Below are 20,319 nucleotides of genomic sequence, written 5' to 3' on the forward strand. Positions count from 1 at the left end.
TACGGTCTGGGCACAGCACCATGTACGTACCGCTTCCGATCGACGACATCACCTTGGGCGAGCCGCTGCCCGTCAACGTGTGGGACCCGCAGGGCCAGTTGCTGCTGCGCAAGGGGCACACCATCCGCGACGAGCGCCACCGCCAGTGGCTGCTGATGCACAACCCCCAGGTCAAGGAAGACGAGTACCGCGCCTGGACCTACCGCTACACCACCGCCATCGACCGCGCCCTGCGCGGCAACCAAAGTCTGGAAGCCATCGCGGGCGTGACCCGTCCGATGGGGTTCGACGACGCGGTCGAGGTCGAGCCCGACGCCCGGCCCATCGACGAAATCTGGGCCGATCTGCATGCCGTGCTCACGCTGCTGCTGCACCAGGGCGAGCAGGCGCAGGACTTCGTGGGCCGGTTTTTGCGGCTGGAGCAGCGCATGCAGGCCCTGCTGCGCTCGCGCATCGACGACAGCCTGTTCGTGCTGGTGCAAATGCTGTTCGACCGCGCAATGGGCTACAGCGCCAGCCACGCTTTGCTGTGCGCGGTGATCGGCCGGCTGGTGGCCCAGACCCTGGGCTGGGACGAGGCGCGGCAGCAAAGCCTGCAGCGCGCCGCGCTGACCATGAACCTGGGCATGGCCCGGTTGCACGACGATCTGGCCCGGCAGGACGCCGCACTCCACCCCGAGCAGCGCCGGGCGGTGTGGGAGCATCCCCTGCGCAGCGAGGCGATCCTGCGCCGGCTGGGGGTGGTCGATGCGGTCTGGCTGGAACTGGTGCGCGACCACCACGAACAGGCGGGCGGCACGGGCTACCCGCAAGGGCGTGCCGAGGTGGGTGCGGCTGCGCAACTGCTGCGCATGATCGACGTGTACGTGGCCCGCATCAGCCCGCGCCACGCCCGCTCGGGTCTGCCGTCCCCGCGCGCCGCGCGCGATGTCTACCTGGATGCGAGCGGGGCGCCGACGCCGCTCGGGACCGCCTTCATCAAGGCGCTGGGCCTGTACCTGCCGGGCACCTTCGTCGAACTGGTCAACGGCGAGGTGGGCGTCGTCGCCCGCCGCGGCCGGCGCGCGAATACCCCGCTGGTGTTGGCCATCGTCACGCGCGACGGCCTGCCCCGGGGCGAGCCGCCGTTGCGCGATACCAGCGAGCCCGCTTACGAGATCCGCCGCGCCGTGGTGCCGGATGAAGTGAAAGTGCGCCTGCAGCCGGCCCGTTTGTTGGCGCGGTTGTAGCGAGGTTGCGTGGGGGCCCTCTGGGGCCTACCGGCTGATACGGTTGGCCAGGGGCTCCGGCAGCGGCGGATCGTAGCCCTTGGGCGGACACGGCCCAGAGCGGTCAGAGGTACTCGTCTTTCCAGAGCGCCGCGTCGGCGACCAACTGCGTCAGCCGGTCGGCCTGGCGGGCCACGAAGTCCGCAATGCCCTGCACGAAGACCCGCTCGGCTTCGCTCTCATAGTCGGCCGCCTGGGCTTGTGCCGCGGCTTCTGTCGTGGCCAGCTTCGCCAGGCGCTGGCCCTCGCGGCGCATCAGCTTGCGGTCGATGCCGCAGCGGGCAGCGAAGTCGGCCAGCGCAAACGCCGAGACCTCGGCATGGCGGAACACGTCGCCGTAGGCCATGGCCAGCTCGGTCTCGAAGCCGTCGTACTGCAGTACGCTGACCAGGTCGTACCAGGGGGCGGGCTCCAGCAGCCCGCCTGGACGCACAAAGAACGAGAAGTTCTTGCCGTGGGCGTCGCTGTTGCCTATCAAGAATTGGAAAAGCGCCCAGCGCAGCATGGCCAGTCTGGAAACCGCTTTGTTGGCCGTGAGGTCGGCGCAGCCGAACAGACGTTCGAAGCTCATGCCGTCTCGGATGTGGCGCACCGCCTCGGCGCTGCCCAGGTTGCGCTCGTACTTGTAGGCCACGGGCAGGTCGCACGCCTGACAAGCGTCGATGATGTGCCGGCGGTGAACCCGCGGCTGGCCGCCATCGTTCTGGACTTCGCGGTCGAAGCGGCGCACGACCAGCACCGGGCGGGGCGTGCGCAACAGGCTCACCTCAGCGGCCGGGAGCTGCATGCGGCGGGCCAGCGTCATGCAGAAGTGCTCGTTGACCGCCAGATGCGGCGTCTGCGGGTTGCCGGTGTCGGGCTTGAGGATGTGGGTGGAGGCCAGTCGTGGCCCGTCCGCCAGAAACAACCGTCCGCCCTCCTGCAGGGGGCGGTCAAGGTAGACCAGCAGTTTGTCCTGCAGGCCGGCCACCGACATGCGTACCTTGCCATCCCACACCGTCAGCGGCACGTGCTCGCGCTCGGCAATACGCCGGTCCAGCTCTTGGAGGGGGATTTCTCGCAGGATGGATTCGGCGGTGGGTGGTGCCGGGTTGGCATTCCCAGTGAAGCGCAGGGCGCCCGCGGTTTCGGCACCAAGCGCCCATATCAGGCCGAAGACGTTGGTCCTGGCCAGACCGTTGTAGGTCACGGCCACGTCCAGCGCACGCCCCTCGGGCAGCAGGTGCTCGATGAAGCGCTTGATGGAGGCGGACGCATAGTCGGCCGCCGGGCGTGCCAGGGGTAGTGCTGGCGACAGTGGGTAGGACCTGGTGTCGTTAACCCAGGGCTCAGCATAGCTCAGGCCCCAGCGGTCGTCGCGGCCTTCGTGTTCGATGGTGCCGACATGAGCCTCGTCCGCCCAGACGTGCAATGTGTGCCTCACGGCAAGCGCCTCATGGTTTCGGGGGCGCCGGTGGGTGCCGACGGGCTGTCTAAACCGCCCGAGTCGTGGGATGAGGCCGCTTCGCGGACCCACGGATGCTCCTTGGGCAGCACCATGAGCGAGAGGCCCAGGCCATCGAGCACGGCCAAGGCCTTGTCCAGCCGCACCGAGCCTTGGCCGTTCTCGAGCCGGGACATGAGGTCCACCGACACGCCGAGCAGACCTGCCGCATCGTCGATGCGCAGCGACTGCGACTTGCGGCGCTCGCGCACGACCGGACCCAGGTCAGGGGCTGACTGGAGCAGGATCGGTCGGTGGCTGGCAGCGTCGGTCATTTCGGAATTTCAGTTGAAGGGCTTCTGAAGCGTGCTTCGAGCAGACGATTTCTGCTATTCCGAAATCATAGGTGGTTCTGGGGATCTTATCAACAAAATTTCGGTTAATCAGAAACCGAAGCGCGCTCGACGCAATGGTCAGCCAACCCAGACCCAAGGCCAGCAAGGTCTGTGGAGAGCGTCTTGGCCTTCCTGCGCAGAAGTGGGGCGAGAGGGCAGTAATTGTTACCAGGCTGCGCCAGAAATGAAAGAGCCCCTGCTTGAGGGGCTCTGAGTCCTTGATTTACAAGGTAATTCTTGGTCGGGGTGAGAGGATTCGAACCTCCGGCCTCTACGTCCCGAACGTAGCGCTCTACCAGGCTAAGCTACACCCCGAGGTCTGCAACTGCTTGCGACGAATCGCGTCAGGATCGTCGCGACAGCAGCTGAGCCGCTAATTGTAGCAGAGCTTCGCGGTACCGCTCGCGCTGCGCATCGCCGTCGGTGGGCAGGGCCTGCGCGGCGTCGATGGCGCGCTGGGCTTCGGCGGCCGCGTGGGCGCGCGCCTCGGCCAGGCCGCCGCTCGTGCGTACGATGGCGACGATCTCGTCCAGGCGATCGCCGCCGCCTTGTTCGATGGCGTCGCGGATCAGCGCCGCCTCGTGCGGCGCGCAGCGGCGCAGTGCGCAGATGACCGGCAGCGTCACCTTGCCCTCGCGCAGGTCGTCACCCAGGTTTTTGCCCAGCTCCGTCGCGTCGCCCTCGTAGTCGAGCACGTCGTCGACGATCTGGAACGCCGCGCCCAGCGCCTGCCCGTAGGTGGCGCACAGCGCCTCGGTGGCCTCGTCCGCGCCGGCCAGCAGCGCCGCCAGCCGGGCGCTGGCCTCGAACAGCTTGGCCGTCTTGGCGCGGATGACCCGCAGGTACGCAGCCTCGTCCAGCGCGGCGTCGTGCATGTTCATCAGCTGCAGCACCTCGCCCTCGGCGATGACGTTGGTGGCATCGGCCAGCACGCGCATGATGCGCATGTCGCCGCAGTCCACCATCATCTGGAACGCACGCGAGTAGAGAAAGTCGCCGACCAGGACGCTGGCGGCATTGCCGAACACCTGGTTGGCGGTGTCGCGCCCGCGGCGCAGGGTGGACTCGTCCACCACGTCGTCGTGCAGCAGCGTGGCGGTGTGGATGAACTCCACCACCGCCGCCAGCGTGTGCCGGCGCGCATCGGCGCAGCCCAGCGCGCCGCAGGCCAGCAGCAGCAGCGCCGGCCGCACGCGCTTGCCGCCCGAGCCGATGATGTAGTGCGCCACCTGGCCCACCAACGGCACGTCGCTGCCCAGCCGGGCGCGAATCACGCCATCGACCGCCGGCATGTCGGCGGCCACCAGCTGCAGCGCCTGGGTGGCGGATGGGGGGGAAGCGGTGGCAGAAGTGTCCAAGATGGTGGATGTCGGCTGGGGCGGTGTGACCGCAGGCGGGGCACGGGTCCGCCGGATTGTCCCTGGATTATAGAAACCGATCGCGCCCTGGCCCCCTATAATGGCGGCGGTTTCGCGAGGAGCGTTGCAGCGCCCGGGCGGGGATCGGTTCCCCCGGCGCGAGGCTCGACGGAACCGCCGCCCGCGCGCACCCCGGCGCGCCGCGGCGATGCTGGCAACGACGCTCACCCACCGGCGCGTGGCGTGAGCTTGCAAGTCCCCGCCGGTGGCCCCCTCAAAGCGTAGGAGTCACCGCATGAACGCACCGCTGCACCACCCCCTGCCGACCGACTGCGTCGTGGCCGACCTCGGCCTGGCCGACTGGGGCCGCAAGGAAATCCGCATCGCCGAGACCGAGATGCCCGGTCTGATGGCGATCCGCGAGGAATACGCGCCGAGCCAGCCGCTCAAGGGCGCGCGCATCGCCGGCAGCCTGCACATGACGATCCAGACCGCCGTGCTGATCGAGACGCTGCAGGCGCTGGGCGCGCAGGTGCGCTGGGCCTCGTGCAACATCTTCTCGACGCAGGACCACGCCGCGGCGGCGATCGCCGCGGCCGGCACGCCGGTGTTCGCCTTCAAGGGCGAGACGCTGGAGCAGTACTGGGACTACACGCACCGCATCTTCGAGTTCGGCCCGGCCGGCAGCCCCGACGAGGGCCCGAACATGATCCTGGACGATGGCGGCGACGCCACGCTGCTGATGCACCTGGGCAAGCAGGCCGAGCGCGATCCGTCGGTGCTGGATCATCCGGCCAGCGAGGAAGAGCGCGTGCTGTTCGCCGCGATCCGCGCGCGGCTGGCGCAGGATCCGACGTGGTACAGCCGCAAGGCGGCGCAGATCATCGGCGTGACCGAGGAGACCACCACCGGCGTCAATCGCCTGAAGCAGATGGCCGCGCGTGGCGAGCTGATGTTTCGCGCCATCAACGTCAACGACAGCGTCACCAAGAGCAAGTTCGACAACCTCTACGGCTGCCGCGAGTCGCTGGTGGATGGCATCAAGCGCGCCACCGACGTGATGATCGCCGGCAAGATCGCCGTCGTCTGCGGCTACGGCGACGTCGGCAAGGGTAGCGCGCAGGCGCTGCGGGCGCTGTCGGCCCAGGTCTGGGTGACCGAGATCGACCCGATCTGCGCGCTGCAGGCGGCGATGGAGGGCTACAAGGTCGTCACGATGGACTGGGCGTGCGACAAGGCCGACATCTTCGTGACCGCCACCGGCAACAAGCACGTCATCACCTACGAGCACATGGCCCGCATGAAGGACCAGGCCATCGTCTGCAACATCGGCCACTTCGACAACGAGATCGACGTGGCGGCGCTGGAGGCGCGCTGCCGCTGGGAGGAGATCAAGCCGCAGGTCGACCACGTGATCTTCGAGGACGGCAAGCGCATCATCCTGCTGGCCAAGGGGCGGCTGGTCAACCTGGGCTGCGCCACCGGCCACCCGAGCTACGTGATGAGCAGCTCGTTTGCCAACCAGACGATCGCGCAGATCGAGCTGTTCACGCACCGCGACTTCTACGAAAAGGGCAAGGTCTACGTGCTGCCCAAGCACCTGGACGAGAAGGTGGCGCGGCTGCAGCTGAAGAAGCTGGGCGCGATGCTGACCGAGCTGACCGACGAGCAGGCCGCCTACATCGGCGTGCCGAAGGAGGGGCCCTACAAGCCCGACACCTACCGCTACTGACGGCGCGCGCGGGGCATGCGGGCCGACCAGGCGCTGGTGCAGGCGGGCCTTGCGGCGTCGCGCTCGGCGGCGCAGCGGCTGATCGCCGCCGGCGCGGTGCGCTGGCGCGCGGGCGACGGCGCGCCGTGGCAGCCGCTGCGCAAGGCGGGCGAGGCGGTGCCGCCGCAGGCGCAGTGGCAGCTGGCGGACGACGCCGAGGTGCGCTACGTCTCGCGCGGCGGGCTCAAGCTCGCGGCGGCGCTGCAGCGCACCGGGGTGCCGGTGGCCGGGCGGCGCTGCCTGGACGTCGGGCAGAGCACCGGCGGCTTCACCGACTGCCTGCTGCAGGCCGGCGCCGCCCAGGTGGTCGGGGTGGACGTCGGCCACGGCCAGCTGCACCCGCGGCTGCGCGCGGACGCGCGCGTGGTGGCCATCGAAGGCTGCAACGCGCGCGAGCTGAGTGCCGAGCGGCTCTTGGCCGCCGGCGGCCCCGCGGCCGCGCCGCCGTTCGACCTGATCGTGGGCGACCTCTCGTTCATCTCGCAGACGCTGGTGTGGCCGGCGCTGGTGCCGCTGCTGGCGCCGGGCGGCTCGATGCTGATGCTGGTCAAGCCGCAGTTCGAGCTGCAACCGGGCGACATCGGCAAGGGCGGCGTGGTGCGCGACGAAGGGGCGCTCGCCCGCGTGCGCCAGCGCATCGAGCGCGCCGCGGCGGCGCAGGGTCTTGTGCTGCGCGACTACTTCGACAGTCCGATCGCCGGGGGCGACGGCAACCGGGAGTTTCTGGCATGGCTTTGCCGTTGAGTTTCGAATTCTTTCCGCCGAAGACGCCGGAGGGCGCGGCCAAGCTGCGCGCGGCGCGGCAGCGGCTGTACGCGGCGCGGCCGCAGTTCTGCTCCGTCACCTATGGCGCCGGCGGCTCCACGCAGGAAGGGACGTTGGCCACGGTGGCGGAGATCCTGGCCGAGGGCATGGACGCGGCGGCGCACTTCTCGTGCATCGGCGCCACGCGCGAGCGCGTGCGCGCGCAGCTGGCCGAGCTGCAGCGCATGGGTGTGAAGCGCCTGGTGGCGCTGCGCGGCGACCTGCCGAGCGGCTACGGGCTGGGCGGCGAGTTCACCTACGCGCGCGACCTCGTGGCCTTCATCCGCGCCGAGTTCGGCGCCGCCTTCCACATCGAGGTCGCCGCCTACCCCGAGATGCACCCGCAGGCGCGCTCGCCGCAGGCCGACCTGCAGGCGTTCGCCGACAAGGTGCGCGCCGGGGCCGACGGCGCCATCACGCAGTACTTCTTCAACACCGACGCCTACTTCCGCTTCGTCGATGACGCGTATGCGCTGGGCGTGGAGGTGCCGATCGTGCCCGGCATCATGCCGATCACCAACGCCACGCAGCTGATGCGCTTCTCGGACGCCTGCGGCGCCGAGATCCCGCGCTGGATCCGCCTGCGGCTGCAGGGCTACGGTGACGACGTGGCCTCGATCCGCGCCTTCGGGCTGGACGTCGTCACCGACCTGTGCGACCAGCTGCGCACCGCCGGCGTGCCGGGCCTGCACTTCTACACGATGAACCAGGCCGAGCCGACGCTGGCGATCCTGCAGCGGCTGGGTATGATCGGCGAGTGACGAGGGTCGGCGCCGCACACCACGGCGAACAGGCCGACGCCTCGTGGAAAGGGCGCGATGGACTGGATCGAAGAAGCCCGCCGGCAACTGGACGGCGCGCTGCCGGCGGGCAGCCGCGTGATCTGGTTCGGTTCGCACGCGCGTGGTCATGCCCGGCCTGACAGCGACCTCGATCTGCTGGTCGTCGAGCCCGAGGTGGCCGACCGTCACGCCGAGATGGCGCGGCTGGCGGCCCTGCTGGGGCGAGCGCGCATCCCGGCTGACGTGGTGGTGATGAGCGCGGCGGCCTTCGAGCGGCAGGCGGGCGTCGTCAACACGCTGGCGTGGAGGGTCCAGCGCGAGGGGCGGGCACTGTGAGCGATGCGCTGGCCCACGCACGGCAGCTGCTGGCGCAGTCGCTGGAGGATGCCGGGCTGCCGTTGCCGCAGCCACCGGAGGCGCTGGCTGCGCTGGGTGCCATATGGCGTGGCGCTGCGCTACGACGCCCTCTTGGGCGCACTGGTTCGTCGAGGGAGGCGGGCCGTAGCGCCGTCACCCGCCGCGGCGGATCAGCGCCAGCGGCCCGTACCAGGCCGCCGCGCGGGAGCGGGTGTTGTTGGCGTCGGTCATCAGGCCGACGGCGACGAGCGCCGTCGGCGTCTCGCCAAACGCAAGCCGCATGTCGGCCAACGGGTCGCGCTCCAGCTCCAGCCAGCGGCCCAGATCCTGCGCGCCGCTGGCGGCGACCAGCTTGCGGATGCGGCCGGTGCCGGGGTGGCGCACGACGGTGCCGACCGGCAGCCGCGCATCCCACACATACATCAGCGTGGCATCCGGCAGCGGCTCGCCGGTGACCAGGCGCGCCAGCTCCGACAGGTTGTGGTCGCGCGGCGTCCAGTGCTCGCGCCCGCCCTCGAAGGCCAGGATCACGCGCGCCACCGCGTCGTCGGTGTCGCGGTCGGATAGGTCAAAGGCCGGGTTGAGATCGTCCACCCACCACGACCAGCGCAGCGCCGCGATCTCGGCGGCCGGCACGCGCAGGCGCATGCGCACCGCGGAGGTGCCGGCGTCGCTGTCGGCGCGCAGGGCCGGCCGGCCGCCGTGCTGGCCGGCGCGGTAGTGCGTGATGCGCCGCTGCGGAAAGACGTGGTGCTCCCAGCGCGCGCCGGGGGCGAGCTGGCTGGTCTGCGCCCAGGCGGAGTCGGCCAGCGCGGCCTCGCCGCCGTCGGCGTCACCCGCGGGCCGCGGCCGCCCGGCGCAGCCGGCCAGCGCCGCGGCGGCGCTGGCGCCCAGCCATGCCAGCGTTTGGCGGCGGTTGGCGGAGTGCAGGGTTTCGGACAGGTGGCTTGGCATGGCGCGACGTTATAGCGCACGGTCATGTCGTCATGACGCAAATGTCGTGGACGCTGCCGCGGCCGGTACGCTATCGTTGCCGCCGTTGCGTTTTTTGAGGAGAGCTTGCCGATGCGATTCGAGACCCAGGCCGTGCACGCCGGCTACCGCCCCGATCCGACGACCAAGGCCGTCGTGCCGCCGATCTACCAGACCGTGGCGTACGCGTTCGACAGCGCGCAGCACGGCGCCGACCTGTTCGACCTGAAGGTGCCGGGCAACATCTACACGCGCATCATGAACCCGACGCAGGCGGTGCTGGAGGAGCGGCTGGCGGCGCTGGAAGGCGGCATCGGCGCGCTGGCGCTGGCCTCCGGGCAGGCGGCCATCACCTACGCCATCCAGACCATCGCCGAGGCCGGCGACAACATCGTCTCGGCCAGCGCGCTCTACGGCGGCACCTACAATCTGTTCGCGCACACGCTGCCGCAGTACGGCATCGAGGTGCGCTTCGCCGACAGCGACCGGCCCGAGACCTTCGAGCCGCTGATCGACGCGCGCACCAAGGCGATCTACTGCGAATCGATGGGCAACCCGCGCGGCAACGTCACCGACATCGCGGCGCTGGCGGCCATCGCGCACCGCCACGGCGTGCCGCTGATCGTGGACAACACGGTGCCGAGCCCCTACCTGTGCCGCCCGTTCGAGCATGGCGCCGACATCGTCGTGCACTCGCTGACCAAGTACCTGGGCGGCCACGGCACCAGCGTCGGCGGCGCGATCGTCGACTCGGGCAAGTTCCCGTGGGCCGAGCACAAGGCGCGCTTTCGCCGCCTGAACGAGCCGGACGTCAGCTACCACGGCGTCGTCTACACCGAGGCGCTGGGGCCCGCGGCCTACATCGCGCGGGCGCGCGTGGTGCCGCTGCGCAACATGGGCGCGGCGATCTCGCCGTTCAACGCCTTCCTGATCCTGCAGGGCATCGAGACGCTGCCGCTGCGCATGGACCGCATCTGCGACAACACGCTGGCGGTGGCGCAGTTCCTGCGCCAGCACCCGAAGGTGCGCTGGGTGCGCTACGCCGGGCTGCCGGACGACCCCTACCATGCGCTGGCCCAGCGCTACCTGGGCGGGCGCGCCTCGGGCCTGCTGACGTTCGGCATCGAGGGCGGGCGCGCCGCCGGCGAGCGCTTCCTGGATGCGCTGCAGCTGTTCACGCGGCTGGTCAATATCGGCGACGTGCGCTCGCTGGCCACGCACCCGGCCAGCACCACGCACCGGCAGCTCTCGCCCGAGGAACTGGCCAAGGCCGGCGTCACCGAGGACACGGTGCGCCTGTGCGTCGGCATCGAGCACATCGAGGACCTGCAGGCCGACCTGGCGCAGGCGCTGGCGGCGGCCTGATCCCGGCCGCGCGGGGTTCAGGGGCCGGTCTGGACGTCAGGCCTTGGGTTCGCCGGCATCCACCTTCCACGCCGCCGCCGGCCCCTGGCGCAGCGCCGCCAGCAGCCACGGCAGCGCCTCGCGCAGCTGGCCGGCCAGGGTGTAGGGCGGGTTGACGACGAACACGCCGCTGGCGCGCAGGCTGCCGGCCGGGCGGCCGCGCGCGGCGGCGGCCTTGGCCGCCGGGTCGGCCGGCGTGCCGATGTTGAGCTCGGCCTGCAGCCACGCGCGGCCGTGGTGCTGCGCCAGCGCCCGCAGCCGCCTGGGCAGCGCGTGCGCCTGCTCGCGCGCGATCACCGGGTACCAGACGACGTAGCAGCCGACCGCCAAGCGCCGTAGGGCGTCGGCCACGACGGCCGCGACCAGGCCATAGTCGGATTTGAGCTCGTAGCTGGGGTCGATCAACACCAGCGCGCGCCGCGATGGCGGAGGCAGCAGCGCCTTCAGGCCGTCGAAGCCGTTGTCGCGCCGCAGATCGATGGCCGGGCGTGGCGTGCGCGCGCGCCACTCGCGCACGGTGCGGTCGAGCAGCCGCCCGTCGGTAGGGTGCAGTTCGAACAATTTGAGCGCGTCCTGCGGCCGCAGCGCCGCTTGCAGCAGCGCTGGCGAGCCGGGGTAGTGCTGCAGCACCCCATCCGGATTGAGCGCGCGCAGGCAGTCGATGTAGTCCTGCACGGCCGCGGGCAGGGCGGCTCCCGCCGCAGTGGCCGTTGCCGCAGCCTGCCACAGCGCGCCCACGCCCTGGGCCGCCTCGCCGGAGGTGCGGGCCTGCTCCTGGTCCAGCCGGTACAGGCCGGCGCCCGCATGGGTGTCCACCAGCAGCAGTCCGCCATCCTTGGCCTGCAGATGCCGCAGCGTGGCCAGCAGCGCGATGTGTTTGAGCACATCGGCATGGTTGCCGGCGTGAAAGGCGTGTCGGTAGCTGAACATGGCCCGATGGTAGCCGAGTGACGCCCGGATGCGCATGTTTGCCGAGATCCGGCTAGAATCTCGTGTTTCGCAGCGAAAGCCTGGGCCCCGCGGCGAAATCTCCCCCCACCTAAGAGGCTGCCGGCAGAGCAGCGCCGACCGTGGAAAAGGGCCCGCCCAAACCACAGGAAACTGACATGACCAAAACCTTCAGCGCCAAGCCCGCTGAGGTGGTGCATGAGTGGTTTGTGATTGACGCCACCGACAAGGTGCTCGGACGTGTCGCCAGCGAAGTGGCACTCCGGTTGCGCGGCAAGCACAAAGCCATCTACACCCCTCACGTCGACACGGGCGACTTCATCATCGTCGTCAACGCCGACAAGATCAAAGTCACCGGCAACAAGGCCCTCGACAAGATCTACTACCGCCACACCGGCTACCCGGGCGGCATCCGCTCGATCAACTTCCGCGACATGCAGGCCAAGCACCCCGGCCGCGCGCTGGAGAAGGCCGTCAAGGGCATGCTGCCCAAGGGCCCGCTGGGCTACGCCATGATCAAGAAGCTCAAGGTCTACGCCGGCCCCGAGCATCCGCACGGCGCCCAGCAACCCAAGGCGTTGGAAATCTAAGGAGCGGCCATGATTGGTGAATGGAACAATGGCACGGGCCGTCGCAAGTCCAGCGTCGCGCGCGTGTTCCTCAAGAAGGGCTCCGGCAAGATCACGATCAACGGTCGCGACATCCAGGCCTACTTCGGCCGCGAGACGTCGATCATGATCGCCAAGCAGCCCTTGGTGCTGACCAACCACCTCGAGACGTTCGACATCCAGGTCAACGTCCACGGCGGCGGTGAATCCGGCCAGGCCGGCGCGGTGCGCCACGGCATCACCCGCGCGCTGATCGATTACGACGCGAGCCTCAAGCCCGCGCTGAGCGCCGCCGGCTTCGTCACCCGCGACGCCCGCGAAGTCGAGCGCAAGAAAGTCGGTCTGCGCAAGGCCCGTCGCGCCAAGCAGTTCAGCAAGCGCTGATCCGCGGCCCCGGGTCCGGTCCAACCGCCCACCACGCCTCGTGGGGGGCGGTTTTTTTTATGGCCGTGGGGCCGGTTGCCCGGGTATCCCTGACCGCGGCAGGGGTATTGACCCCCCGTCGTTTGGGAAAAACCCGAGTGTTTTGCTATCCTTTTCGTCCATCACAGTCAGGAACCGAGTCATGTCCGCCCTTGCCGAAACCGTCGCTACCCCCGAGACCGAGATGCCGGCGCCGCTCGTCTTCACCGACGCCGCCGCTGCCAAGGTGGCCGAGCTGATCGCCGAAGAGGGCAACCCCGACCTCAAGCTGCGCGTCTTCGTGCAGGGCGGGGGGTGCTCGGGCTTCCAGTATGGCTTCACCTTCGACGAGGTGATCAACGACGACGACACGCAGATGACCAAGAACGGGGTCACGCTGCTGATCGACGCCATGAGCTACCAGTATCTGGTCGGCGCCGAGATCGACTACAAGGAAGACCTGCAGGGCGCGCAGTTCGTGATTCGCAACCCCAACGCGACCACGACCTGCGGCTGCGGCTCCAGCTTCAGCGTCGGCTGACGCGCCCGCGGGGCGCGGTCCTCAGGCGAGGTAGATCGCGCCCAGAATACGCGGCCCGCGCGCCCCGGTGACTTCGGTGGCGTTGCCCGGCTGGCCCAGCAGAGTTTGGTGCGCCAGCCACGCAAACGCCGCCGCCTCCACCCACTGCACGGGCCAGCCCAGCTCGGCGGTCGTGCCCACGGTCGTGGCAGGCAGGCGCTGCGCCAGTCCATCCAGCAGGGCACGGTTGTGCGCACCGCCGCCGCACACCCACAGCCGCTGCGGGCCCGTCCCCGCCGGGGTGCCCCAGGGCACCCCTTCCACGGCGCGCGCGATGCTGTCCACCGTCAGGGCCGCCAGCGTCGCCTGCACATCCACCGGGCGCAAGCCGGGGTGTCGCGCCAAGCGCTCGTCCAGCCACGCCAGGTTGAAGTGATCCCGCCCCGTGCTGCGCGCGCCGGTGCGGCCAAAGTAGGGGTCGGCCAGCAGTTCGGCCAGCAGTGCGGGCACGACGCGGCCTTGTCGGCCCCAGGCGCCGCCCGCGTCGTAGCGCGCCCCGGTGTGGCGGGCGCACCAGCCGTCCAGCAGCACATTGCCCGGCCCGGTGTCGAAGCCGCGCAGGGCCCCGTCCGCGCACAGCGCCGTCAGATTGGCGATGCCGCCGATGTTGACCACGCCCACCGCCATGCCCGGCAGGCCGAAGGCCGCGCGGTGGAATGCCGGTACCAGCGGCGCCCCCTGGCCGCCCGCGGCGATGTCGCGGCTGCGGAAGTCCGCCACGACCGCGATGCCGGTGGCCTCGGCCAGCCGGGCCGGCGCCAGAAGTTGCAGGGTGTAGGGGGCCTCGTGGGGCCCCAGACGGGGGTGACCCGGCGGCATGTGGCGCACGGTTTGCCCGTGTGCACCGATGGCCGCCACCTGACTGGGAGCGGTGCCGCTGCGCTCGAGCAGTTGCTCTACGACCGCGGCATAGACGTCGGCCAGCGCGGCGCCGGCTTGGGCGGCGCGGTGCAGCTCGTCGGGGCCCGGTTGCTGTAGGTCCAGCAGCAGCGCGCGCAGGGGCTCGGGCAGCGGTGCGCTGGCATCGGCAAACACCCGCCCGGCCTCGGTGCCGCCGCCAAACTCGACCAACACCCCGTCGACGCCGTCGAGCGACGTGCCGGACATCAGGCCGATGCAGCGCACGGGCAGGCCGCCGGCGGGGAGTTACTCGGCGCTGGCCTGCACCAGGGTGGCAGCGGCGGCCAGTTGCTCGCGCATCGCGACGGCCACCCGCTCGAACGCGGGCCGCCAGCGCGCCTCGATGGGCTCGCCGCTGGCGTTGTCGCGCGCCAGGATCAGCGGATCGCGGTGCGCGCCGCCGACGATGTATTCGAAATGCAGGTGCGGCCCCGTGGCGGTGCCGGTGGCGCCGACGGCCCCCAGCGTCTGCCCTTGCTCGATGCGCTGGCCCTTGCGCACATCCACGCGGCTCAGGTGGGCGTAGAGCGTCTTGCGGTTTTGCTTGTGCTGCAGGATGACCACGTTGCCGTAGCCGCGCTGCCAGCCGGCAAACTCCACCACCGCATCGGCCACGCTGCGCACCGGTGTGCCGGTGGGGGCGGCATAGTCCACCCCCAGGTGGGCGCGCTGGTCGCCGTGCACCGGGTGAAAGCGCATGCCGTAGCCGCTGCTTACCCGCGAGAAGGCCAGGGGCGATGCCAGAAAGGCCCGCTGCAGGCTTTCGCCCTTGAAGTTGTAGTAGGCCCCCTTGTTGCCGGGTGCCTGGAACCACACGAGCTGGTGGCGCCGCCCGGCGTTGACGAATTCGGCCCCCAGCAAACGGCCGTAGCGCAGGACTTCGCCGTCGGCCTCCAGCGCCTCGTACGCCACCTGGAAGGCGTCGCCGGCGCGCAGGTCGCGCCGGAAATCGATTTCGCCGGAGAACAGGTCGGCGAGCTGCGAGGCGATGTCGTCGGGCAGGCGCGCTGCGTCCGTGGCGGCGAAGAGCGACGTGCGGATGGTCCCGCTGGCCAAGCGCACCGTCGGCGTCAGCGCCGGGCTTTCCAGGCGGGAGCGCCAGGTATCGCCGTCGCGTTGCACGGTCAGCCGCTGGAAAGTCGGGCTGTCGTCGCGCGGCAGCCAGCGCACCGTCAGCCGTTGCAGGCGTCCGTCGTCGTCGACCTCGGCGCTCACCAGCTTGCCGGGCCGGCCGCGCCAGACGTCGGCGGCCTGCCGGTCGCGGCGCAGAAAGTCGGCCGCCGCGCGGTCATCGACGCCCAGGCGCTGCAGCAGCGTGGCCAGGGTGTCGTCGCGGCGGGTGACGTCCGTGCGGTAGAGGATGAAGGGGGCGACCGGCGCGCTCGCCGCAGGGTCGGCGAAGGCGACCTCCACCGTTTCGGTGAGCTGGCGCCGCGGCAGGTCGTCGATGGCGGCGTCGAGCGGACCGGTGCCGAAGGCCGTGACCCCCGTGCCCAGCAGCAGCGCGCCCAGTGCCGCCATGACCCGGCGGGGATGGCGCTGCAGCCAGCGCTGCCATGTGTGTAGCCGTTCAATCATGCCGTATCCGGTGGGCGGGCGGGTTGTACACGACAACGCCGCCCATACCGCGGTACCTGCCGGGCAGGCCCGCGGGGCGTGCATGGAAGAGGGACGTCCGCCGACTACAATCCAGGCGATCGCATTGCAGTGCGCAATGCTGCGCCCATCCCGGCGGTCGAGTGGACTGGAGTATACCCGCCGCGCGGCCGCCGTCACCTGTGCAAACCCTCATGAACATTTCCACAGTACCCGCCGCGGAGGCGACCGAGGAGGCGCTGCAGGGCGCCTCCGACGCCGTGCGCGCCGCGCTGGCCGTCACCCGGCGCGGCTGCGAGGAGCTGTTGCCGGTGGCCGACTGGGTGCGCAAGCTGCGCCGCAGCGAGGCCACGGGCCAGCCGCTGCGCATCAAGCTGGGGCTGGACCCCACTGCGCCGGACATCCACCTGGGCCACACCGTGGTGCTCAACAAGATGCGCCAGTTGCAGGATCTGGGGCACACGGTGATCTTTTTGATTGGGGACTTCACCAGCCTGATCGGCGACCCGTCCGGTCGCAACACCACGCGCCCGCCGCTGACGCCGGAGCAGATCAAGGCCAACGCCGAGACCTATTACAAACAGGCCAGCCTGGTGCTCGACCCGGCCAAGACCGAGATCCGCTACAACAGCGAATGGAGCGATGCGCTGGGCGCGCGCGGGATGATCCAGCTGGCGGCCAAGTACACCGTGGCCCGCATGATGGAGCGCAACGACTTCCACCAGCGCTTCACGGCGGGTACCCCCATCAGCGTGCACGAATTTCTGTACCCCCTGATGCAGGGCTATGACTCGGTGGCGCTGAAGAGCGACCTGGAGCTGGGCGGCACCGACCAGAAGTTCAACCTGCTCATGGGCCGCCACCTGCAGGCCGAGTACGGGCAGGAGCCGCAGTGCATCCTGACCATGCCGCTGCTGGAGGGGCTGGACGGCGTCGAGAAGATGTCCAAGTCCAAGGGCAACTACATCGGCATCACCGAGGACGCCAACACCATGTTCGCCAAGGTGCTGTCGATCAGCGACGAGCTGATGTGGCGCTGGTACACGCTGCTGTCCTTCAAGTCCGAGGCCGAGATCGACGCGCTGCGGCGCGAAGTGGCGCAGGGGCGCAACCCCAAAGAGGCCAAGGTGATGCTGGCCAAGGAGATCACGGCCCGCTTCCACAGCGCGGCGGCGGCCGAGGCGGCCGAGCAGGATTTCATCCACCGCAGCAAGGGCGGTGTGCCGGACGAGATTCCGGAGGTCCGTCTTTCGCTGGGCGAAGGCGGCGCGCCCCTGGGCATCGCGGTGGTGCTCAAGCAGGCCGGGCTGGCGCCGTCCAGCAGCGAGGCCAACCGCCTGATCGACGGCGCCGGCGTGCGGGTCGATGGCAGCGTGGTCAGCGACAAAGGCCTCAAGCTCGGGGCGGGCACCTATGTGGTCCAGGTGGGCAAGCGCAAGTTTGCCCGCGTGACCCTGGGTTGACGCGCCGGCGGTCGCCCTCACGGCCATGAACGCGGTTTGGCATCGCCTGACGCCCCAGCGGCTGCTCGCGGCCTCGGTGGGGGTGGCGCTGGCGACCATCCTGCTCAAGACGCTGGCGTGGTGGATCACCGATTCGGTCGGGCTGCTGTCCGATGCGATGGAGTCGGTGGTCAATCTGGCCAGCGCCATGTTCGGCCTGTGGATGGTGACGGTGGCGGCGCGGCCGGCCGACGACGAGCACCCCTACGGCCACCACAAGGCGGAGTACTTTTCCTCGGGGTTCGAGGGCATCCTGATCATCGTCGCCGCGCTGGGCATCATTTGGGCGTCGCTGGGGCGCTTGTGGGATCCGCAGCCGCTGCAGCGCCTGGATTGGGGCCTGGGGCTGTCGGTGTTGAGCTCGGCGCTCAACGGCGGGCTGGCGTGGGTGATGTTGCGCGCCTCGCGCGTGCACCGCTCGCTGGCCTTGGAGGCGGATGCCCGGCACCTGTTCACCGACGTCTGGACCTCGGCCGGCGTGGTGGTCGGCTTGGCGCTGGCCTGGGCGACGGGCTGGCTCTGGCTGGATGCGGTGGTGGCCATCGGCGTGGCCCTGAACATCGGCCGCGAGGGGGCGCATCTGCTGTGGCGCTCCAGCCAGGGGCTGATGGACGAGGCGGTCGAGCCGGATGTCCGCACCGCCATCGACGACGTGCTGGCCAGCTTTGCGCACCAGCGCAACGGCAGCGACATCATCCGCTTCGACCATGTGTACACGCGCAAGGCGGGCCAGCGCCGCTATGTGGACCTGCACATGCACATGCCCGCCAGTTGGACGCTGGGGCGGGCGGCCGCGTTGCGCGCCAGTGTGGAGCAGGCCCTGATGAGCGCCGTGCCGGGCTTGCGGGCCACGATCCAGCTCCTGCCCAGCGACGTCGAGGCGCACTTCGACGATCCGCGCGACCTCAAATGAGCCACGTGAGCGGCGACCGGCGATGAAGGCCTTGCTGCAACGGGTGCGCCAGGCGCACGTGGAGGTGGGTGGCGAGACGGTGGGGGCCATCGGCCCCGGTCTGCTGGTGCTGCTGTGCGCCGAGCCGGGCGACACCCCCGCCGTGGCCGAACGGCTGCTCGCCAAGATCCTGAAGCTGCGCATCTTTGCCGACGCCGCGGGCAAGATGAACCGCAGCCTGCAGGACGTGGGCGGCGGGCTGTTGGTGGTCAGCCAGTTCACCCTGGCGGCCGACACGCGCGGCGGCAACCGGCCCAGCTTTGCCGGCGCCGCGCCCCCCGCCGAGGGCGAGCGGCTCTACGAACACTTCGTCGCCGCGGCGCGCGCCTGCCACCCGCAGGTGGCGACGGGCCGCTTCGGGGCGGACATGCAGGTGCATCTGATCAACGACGGGCCGGTGACCATTCCCCTCGAGCTGCGGGCGTGAGCCGTCCGGCACCCGGTGCCAGGGGCTCGGTCTCAGGCACCTCAGGCGTCTGGCAGCACGATCCGCACCGTCAGGCCACCGCCGGGCGTGTCCTCGAAGTGGATTTGGCCGCCGTGCCGCTCGGTGACGCGCCGCGCGATGGTCAGTCCCAGCCCGCTGCCGTGGGGGGATTGGGCGAAGCCCGTGCCGGCGGTCGCTTTCTGTGCCGCATCCATGCCCGGGACGTGGTCGATGCAGCACCACTCCCAGCCGTCCGCCGTGCAGGGTGGCGTCGTCGGGCAGCGACACCTCCAGCCGCACGTCGGGCGCGGGGGCGCGCGCCATCAGTTGCGCGTGCAGCCGCACGGCCGCCAAGGGGGTGCGGAATTCGTGCGCGGCGCGCGACACCAGCCGCTCGAGGGGCTCCAGCGAGCGCCGGGTCGCCCCGCGCAGCATGGCCAGCAGCAGCGCGGCCAGCCCCAGGGCCACGGTCAGCGCGGCCCCGGCGCAGGGGGTCGATTGCCAGCGGCCCGAACTGCAGCGAGGCGGGCTGCTGACCACGCGCGCGCCGGTGCAAGGCGACCAGCCGAGCCAGCAGTTCGTCGAAGTCGAACGGTTTGGTCAGATAGTCGTCGGCGCCCCGGTGCAGCGCCGTGATCGTGTCCTGCGTCAGACTGCGCGCGGACAGGATCAGCACCGGCGGGCGCGGGCGCGCCTCGGTGCCCAGGCGGCCGAGCGGGTCCAGCACGACGGCATCGAACGGCCCGGCGGCCAGGGCCTCGAGGGTATCGGCGCCACGGCGCACCCATTGCGCCCGGCAGCCCGCCCCTTGCAGCCCGAGTCGCAGGCCTTCTCCGATGGCCAGGTCGTCTTCGACGAGGAGCAGTTTCATGGCCGCAACGAAAAAAGGGCGGCATGCGCCGCCCTGTGCCGTGCCCGTCGGGTTACTGCGCGGCGGCCTTGCGGGCTTTGTGCGACTTCTTTTTCGCGGGTTTGGCCTTTTTCTTCTTCTTGGCCGGGGCATTGGCCTGGGCGGAGACGGAAACCCCATCGGTCGCGGTCAACGGGCCCGCAAACGTGGGGGCCGAAGCCAGCAGACCGAGGGAGACCAGCGCGGTGGCGATCAGCGTTTTCATGAAGACTACTGATGGGGATGACCACCGACGGGACGTCGGTGTCGCCAGTGTCGCGGACCACCATTAAGCCAGGCTGAAGAAACGAACCCGGCCAGCCCTCAGCGCACCGTGTACGGGTTGGCAAAGCCCAGCCGCGCCAGGATGGCGATCTCGCGCGCCTCCATCGCCTCGGCCTCGGCCTCGCCGCGCTCGTGGTCCCAGCCCTGCGCGTGCAGCGCGCCGTGCACCAGCAGGTGCGCGTAGTGCGCCTGCAGCGTCTTGCCCTGCTCGGCGGCCTCGCGCGCCACCACCGGCGCGCACAGCACCAGGTCGGCCAGCACCACCGGCTCGGCCTGGTAGTCGAAGGTCAGCACGTTGGTGGCGTAATCCTTTTGCCGCCAGGTGCGGTTGAGGCTGCGGCCCTCCTCGGCATCGACGATGCGCACGGTCAGTTCGGCCGGGCGCTCCAGCGCATGGCGCAGCCAGCGCGCTACCGCGTGGCGCGGCAGCGCGGCGCGGTGCGCCTCGACGCCGTCGAAGCGGGCGAACTGCAGCGACAGGGCCAGCGCGGGCAGGGGCTTGGGCATCGGCGGGGCTTTCAGGGGTGGGTGGGGGCGGGGCGCGCCTCGTAGGCGTCGACGATGCGCGCCACCAGCGGGTGGCGCACCACGTCGGCGCTGGTCAGCCGCGCGAATGCGATGCCCGGCACGCGCCGCAGCACGCGCTCGGCGTCGATCAGGCCCGACAGCTGCGAGCGCGGCAGGGCCACCGGGCGG

At 70.5% G+C, this 20,319-nt stretch carries 22 protein-coding genes, 1 tRNA gene and 2 pseudogenes; 12 read left to right on the plus strand and 13 right to left on the minus strand.

Going from position 1 to position 20,319, the window contains the following annotated elements; translation table 11 throughout:
* Positions 1–20: 20 nt before the first annotated feature.
* On the plus strand, positions 21–1,229 hold the full coding sequence (locus tag A9O67_RS01645) for an HD-GYP domain-containing protein (protein ID WP_068606754.1): 1,209 nt from the start codon (positions 21–23) through the stop codon (positions 1,227–1,229).
* Positions 1,230–1,332: 103 nt separating this feature from the next.
* Here the strand turns inward: A9O67_RS01645 and A9O67_RS01650 are convergent, their stop codons facing one another.
* From A9O67_RS01650 to A9O67_RS01665, 4 genes are all read right to left on the minus strand, one after another.
* Complete coding sequence (locus tag A9O67_RS01650; RefSeq protein ID WP_068606756.1) at positions 1,333–2,691, minus strand: HipA domain-containing protein; 1,359 nt, start codon at positions 2,689–2,691, stop codon at positions 1,333–1,335.
* Positions 2,688–3,026: a helix-turn-helix domain-containing protein gene (locus A9O67_RS01655; RefSeq protein ID WP_068606758.1), complete on the minus strand. Its 339-nt coding sequence runs from the start codon at positions 3,024–3,026 to the stop codon at positions 2,688–2,690. Before A9O67_RS01655 ends, A9O67_RS01650 begins: the two co-directional genes overlap by 4 nt.
* 298 nt (positions 3,027–3,324) lie before the next feature.
* A tRNA-Pro gene (locus A9O67_RS01660) sits at positions 3,325–3,401 on the minus strand.
* A gap of 29 nt (positions 3,402–3,430) precedes the next feature.
* Positions 3,431–4,378, minus strand: coding sequence for a polyprenyl synthetase family protein (locus A9O67_RS01665; protein ID WP_068606790.1), 948 nt, complete (start codon positions 4,376–4,378; stop codon positions 3,431–3,433).
* A 361-nt stretch (positions 4,379–4,739) separates the two neighbouring features.
* Here A9O67_RS01665 and ahcY point away from each other — a divergent pair, with 361 nt between their 5' ends.
* The 4 genes from ahcY to A9O67_RS01685 are packed head-to-tail and all read left to right on the plus strand — an operon-like array spanning position 4,740 to position 8,137.
* Positions 4,740–6,176, plus strand: coding sequence for an adenosylhomocysteinase (ahcY, locus tag A9O67_RS01670; RefSeq protein ID WP_068606760.1), 1,437 nt, complete (start codon positions 4,740–4,742; stop codon positions 6,174–6,176).
* A 15-nt stretch (positions 6,177–6,191) separates the two neighbouring features.
* Positions 6,192–6,959: a TlyA family RNA methyltransferase gene (locus A9O67_RS01675; protein WP_068606763.1), complete on the plus strand. Its 768-nt coding sequence runs from the start codon at positions 6,192–6,194 to the stop codon at positions 6,957–6,959.
* Positions 6,944–7,780: a methylenetetrahydrofolate reductase [NAD(P)H] gene (metF, locus tag A9O67_RS01680; RefSeq protein WP_068606765.1), complete on the plus strand. Its 837-nt coding sequence runs from the start codon at positions 6,944–6,946 to the stop codon at positions 7,778–7,780. Before A9O67_RS01675 ends, metF begins: the two co-directional genes overlap by 16 nt.
* A 57-nt stretch (positions 7,781–7,837) precedes the next feature.
* Positions 7,838–8,137: a nucleotidyltransferase domain-containing protein gene (locus A9O67_RS01685; protein ID WP_068606767.1), complete on the plus strand. Its 300-nt coding sequence runs from the start codon at positions 7,838–7,840 to the stop codon at positions 8,135–8,137.
* A 174-nt stretch (positions 8,138–8,311) separates the two neighbouring features.
* On the opposite strand, the gene A9O67_RS01690 is transcribed toward A9O67_RS01685, so the two are convergent.
* Complete coding sequence (locus tag A9O67_RS01690) at positions 8,312–9,112, minus strand: DUF3047 domain-containing protein (protein WP_068606768.1); 801 nt, start codon at positions 9,110–9,112, stop codon at positions 8,312–8,314.
* A 111-nt stretch (positions 9,113–9,223) separates the two neighbouring features.
* Between A9O67_RS01690 and A9O67_RS01695 the strand changes: the two genes are divergently transcribed.
* Entirely contained in the window at positions 9,224–10,495 is a 1,272-nt protein-coding gene (locus A9O67_RS01695; RefSeq protein ID WP_068606770.1) for an O-acetylhomoserine aminocarboxypropyltransferase/cysteine synthase family protein, read from the plus strand.
* A gap of 36 nt (positions 10,496–10,531) precedes the next feature.
* Here the strand turns inward: A9O67_RS01695 and A9O67_RS01700 are convergent, their stop codons facing one another.
* On the minus strand, positions 10,532–11,464 hold the full coding sequence (locus tag A9O67_RS01700; protein ID WP_068606792.1) for a 23S rRNA (adenine(2030)-N(6))-methyltransferase RlmJ: 933 nt from the start codon (positions 11,462–11,464) through the stop codon (positions 10,532–10,534).
* A 176-nt stretch (positions 11,465–11,640) separates the two neighbouring features.
* Here A9O67_RS01700 and rplM point away from each other — a divergent pair, with 176 nt between their 5' ends.
* The 3 genes from rplM to erpA all read left to right on the plus strand — a co-directional run bounded on the left by rplM (position 11,641) and on the right by erpA (position 13,033).
* A complete protein-coding gene (gene rplM / locus A9O67_RS01705) occupies positions 11,641–12,072 on the plus strand; it encodes a 50S ribosomal protein L13 (protein ID WP_068606772.1) in 432 nt (143 codons plus the stop codon).
* A 9-nt stretch (positions 12,073–12,081) separates the two neighbouring features.
* Positions 12,082–12,474, plus strand: coding sequence for a 30S ribosomal protein S9 (rpsI, locus tag A9O67_RS01710; protein WP_068606774.1), 393 nt, complete (start codon positions 12,082–12,084; stop codon positions 12,472–12,474).
* 181 nt (positions 12,475–12,655) lie between these two features.
* Complete coding sequence (erpA, locus tag A9O67_RS01715; RefSeq protein ID WP_068606776.1) at positions 12,656–13,033, plus strand: iron-sulfur cluster insertion protein ErpA; 378 nt, start codon at positions 12,656–12,658, stop codon at positions 13,031–13,033.
* Between the two features lie 21 nt (positions 13,034–13,054).
* Here erpA and A9O67_RS01720 read toward each other — a convergent pair whose 3' ends face one another.
* Together A9O67_RS01720 and A9O67_RS01725 are read right to left on the minus strand one after the other, a co-directional pair.
* Positions 13,055–14,203 (minus strand): anhydro-N-acetylmuramic acid kinase, encoded by a 1,149-nt coding sequence (locus tag A9O67_RS01720; RefSeq protein WP_269451550.1) that lies wholly within the window; start codon positions 14,201–14,203, stop codon positions 13,055–13,057.
* Between the two features lie 15 nt (positions 14,204–14,218).
* Positions 14,219–15,550, minus strand: coding sequence for a M23 family metallopeptidase (locus A9O67_RS01725; RefSeq protein ID WP_068606779.1), 1,332 nt, complete (start codon positions 15,548–15,550; stop codon positions 14,219–14,221).
* Positions 15,551–15,762: 212 nt separating this feature from the next.
* On the opposite strand from A9O67_RS01725, the gene tyrS reads away from it, so the two are divergent.
* Genes tyrS through dtd form a run of 3 tightly spaced genes read left to right on the plus strand, consistent with a single transcriptional unit; the run spans position 15,763 to position 18,449 of the window.
* Entirely contained in the window at positions 15,763–17,031 is a 1,269-nt protein-coding gene (tyrS, locus tag A9O67_RS01730) for a tyrosine--tRNA ligase (RefSeq protein ID WP_082955276.1), read from the plus strand.
* A gap of 25 nt (positions 17,032–17,056) precedes the next feature.
* Positions 17,057–17,983, plus strand: coding sequence for a cation diffusion facilitator family transporter (locus A9O67_RS01735; RefSeq protein WP_068606780.1), 927 nt, complete (start codon positions 17,057–17,059; stop codon positions 17,981–17,983).
* Between the two features lie 22 nt (positions 17,984–18,005).
* Entirely contained in the window at positions 18,006–18,449 is a 444-nt protein-coding gene (gene dtd, locus A9O67_RS01740; protein ID WP_068606782.1) for a D-aminoacyl-tRNA deacylase, read from the plus strand.
* Positions 18,450–18,490: 41 nt separating this feature from the next.
* Here the strand turns inward: dtd and A9O67_RS12840 are convergent.
* The 5 genes and pseudogenes from A9O67_RS12840 to A9O67_RS12855 form a co-directional block, all read right to left on the minus strand.
* Positions 18,491–18,691, minus strand: a pseudogene (locus A9O67_RS12840) (sensor histidine kinase); the annotation flags it as partial.
* Between the two features lie 332 nt (positions 18,692–19,023).
* Positions 19,024–19,452 (minus strand): annotated as a pseudogene (locus tag A9O67_RS13995) (response regulator); the annotation flags it as partial.
* Entirely contained in the window at positions 19,373–19,564 is a 192-nt protein-coding gene (locus tag A9O67_RS13500; RefSeq protein ID WP_068606784.1) for a hypothetical protein, read from the minus strand. The gene A9O67_RS13500 and the pseudogene A9O67_RS13995, both read right to left, overlap by 80 nt.
* A gap of 98 nt (positions 19,565–19,662) precedes the next feature.
* Positions 19,663–20,130: an rRNA maturation RNase YbeY gene (ybeY, locus tag A9O67_RS01750; RefSeq protein ID WP_068606786.1), complete on the minus strand. Its 468-nt coding sequence runs from the start codon at positions 20,128–20,130 to the stop codon at positions 19,663–19,665.
* Positions 20,131–20,141: 11 nt separating this feature from the next.
* The coding region (locus A9O67_RS12855) for a PhoH family protein (RefSeq protein ID WP_197484396.1) at positions 20,142–20,319 on the minus strand (178 nt) is incomplete at its 5' end.

Source organism: Tepidimonas fonticaldi, from assembly GCF_001675355.1.
GTDB lineage: Bacteria > Pseudomonadota > Gammaproteobacteria > Burkholderiales > Burkholderiaceae_C > Tepidimonas > Tepidimonas fonticaldi.

Bases quoted from the DNA above. Each gene is read 5' to 3' on its own strand.
- A9O67_RS01725 (WP_068606779.1), bottom strand. From the start codon at position 15,550: ATGATTGAACGGCTACACACATGGCAGCGCTGGCTGCAGCGCCATCCC.
- A9O67_RS13500 (WP_068606784.1), bottom strand. From the start codon at position 19,564: ATGAAAACGCTGATCGCCACCGCGCTGGTCTCCCTCGGTCTGCTGGCT.
- rpsI (WP_068606774.1), top strand. From the start codon at position 12,082: ATGATTGGTGAATGGAACAATGGCACGGGCCGTCGCAAGTCCAGCGTC.
- A9O67_RS01700 (WP_068606792.1), bottom strand. From the start codon at position 11,464: ATGTTCAGCTACCGACACGCCTTTCACGCCGGCAACCATGCCGATGTG.
- erpA (WP_068606776.1), top strand. From the start codon at position 12,656: ATGTCCGCCCTTGCCGAAACCGTCGCTACCCCCGAGACCGAGATGCCG.
- A9O67_RS01695 (WP_068606770.1), top strand. From the start codon at position 9,224: ATGCGATTCGAGACCCAGGCCGTGCACGCCGGCTACCGCCCCGATCCG.
- tyrS (WP_082955276.1), top strand. From the start codon at position 15,763: ATGAACATTTCCACAGTACCCGCCGCGGAGGCGACCGAGGAGGCGCTG.
- A9O67_RS01685 (WP_068606767.1), top strand. From the start codon at position 7,838: ATGGACTGGATCGAAGAAGCCCGCCGGCAACTGGACGGCGCGCTGCCG.
- ybeY (WP_068606786.1), bottom strand. From the start codon at position 20,130: ATGCCCAAGCCCCTGCCCGCGCTGGCCCTGTCGCTGCAGTTCGCCCGC.
- A9O67_RS01675 (WP_068606763.1), top strand. From the start codon at position 6,192: ATGCGGGCCGACCAGGCGCTGGTGCAGGCGGGCCTTGCGGCGTCGCGC.
- A9O67_RS01690 (WP_068606768.1), bottom strand. From the start codon at position 9,112: ATGCCAAGCCACCTGTCCGAAACCCTGCACTCCGCCAACCGCCGCCAA.
- A9O67_RS01665 (WP_068606790.1), bottom strand. From the start codon at position 4,378: ATGCCGGCGGTCGATGGCGTGATTCGCGCCCGGCTGGGCAGCGACGTG.
- metF (WP_068606765.1), top strand. From the start codon at position 6,944: ATGGCTTTGCCGTTGAGTTTCGAATTCTTTCCGCCGAAGACGCCGGAG.
- A9O67_RS01655 (WP_068606758.1), bottom strand. From the start codon at position 3,026: ATGACCGACGCTGCCAGCCACCGACCGATCCTGCTCCAGTCAGCCCCT.
- rplM (WP_068606772.1), top strand. From the start codon at position 11,641: ATGACCAAAACCTTCAGCGCCAAGCCCGCTGAGGTGGTGCATGAGTGG.
- A9O67_RS01735 (WP_068606780.1), top strand. From the start codon at position 17,057: ATGAACGCGGTTTGGCATCGCCTGACGCCCCAGCGGCTGCTCGCGGCC.
- ahcY (WP_068606760.1), top strand. From the start codon at position 4,740: ATGAACGCACCGCTGCACCACCCCCTGCCGACCGACTGCGTCGTGGCC.
- dtd (WP_068606782.1), top strand. From the start codon at position 18,006: ATGAAGGCCTTGCTGCAACGGGTGCGCCAGGCGCACGTGGAGGTGGGT.
- A9O67_RS01645 (WP_068606754.1), top strand. From the start codon at position 21: ATGTACGTACCGCTTCCGATCGACGACATCACCTTGGGCGAGCCGCTG.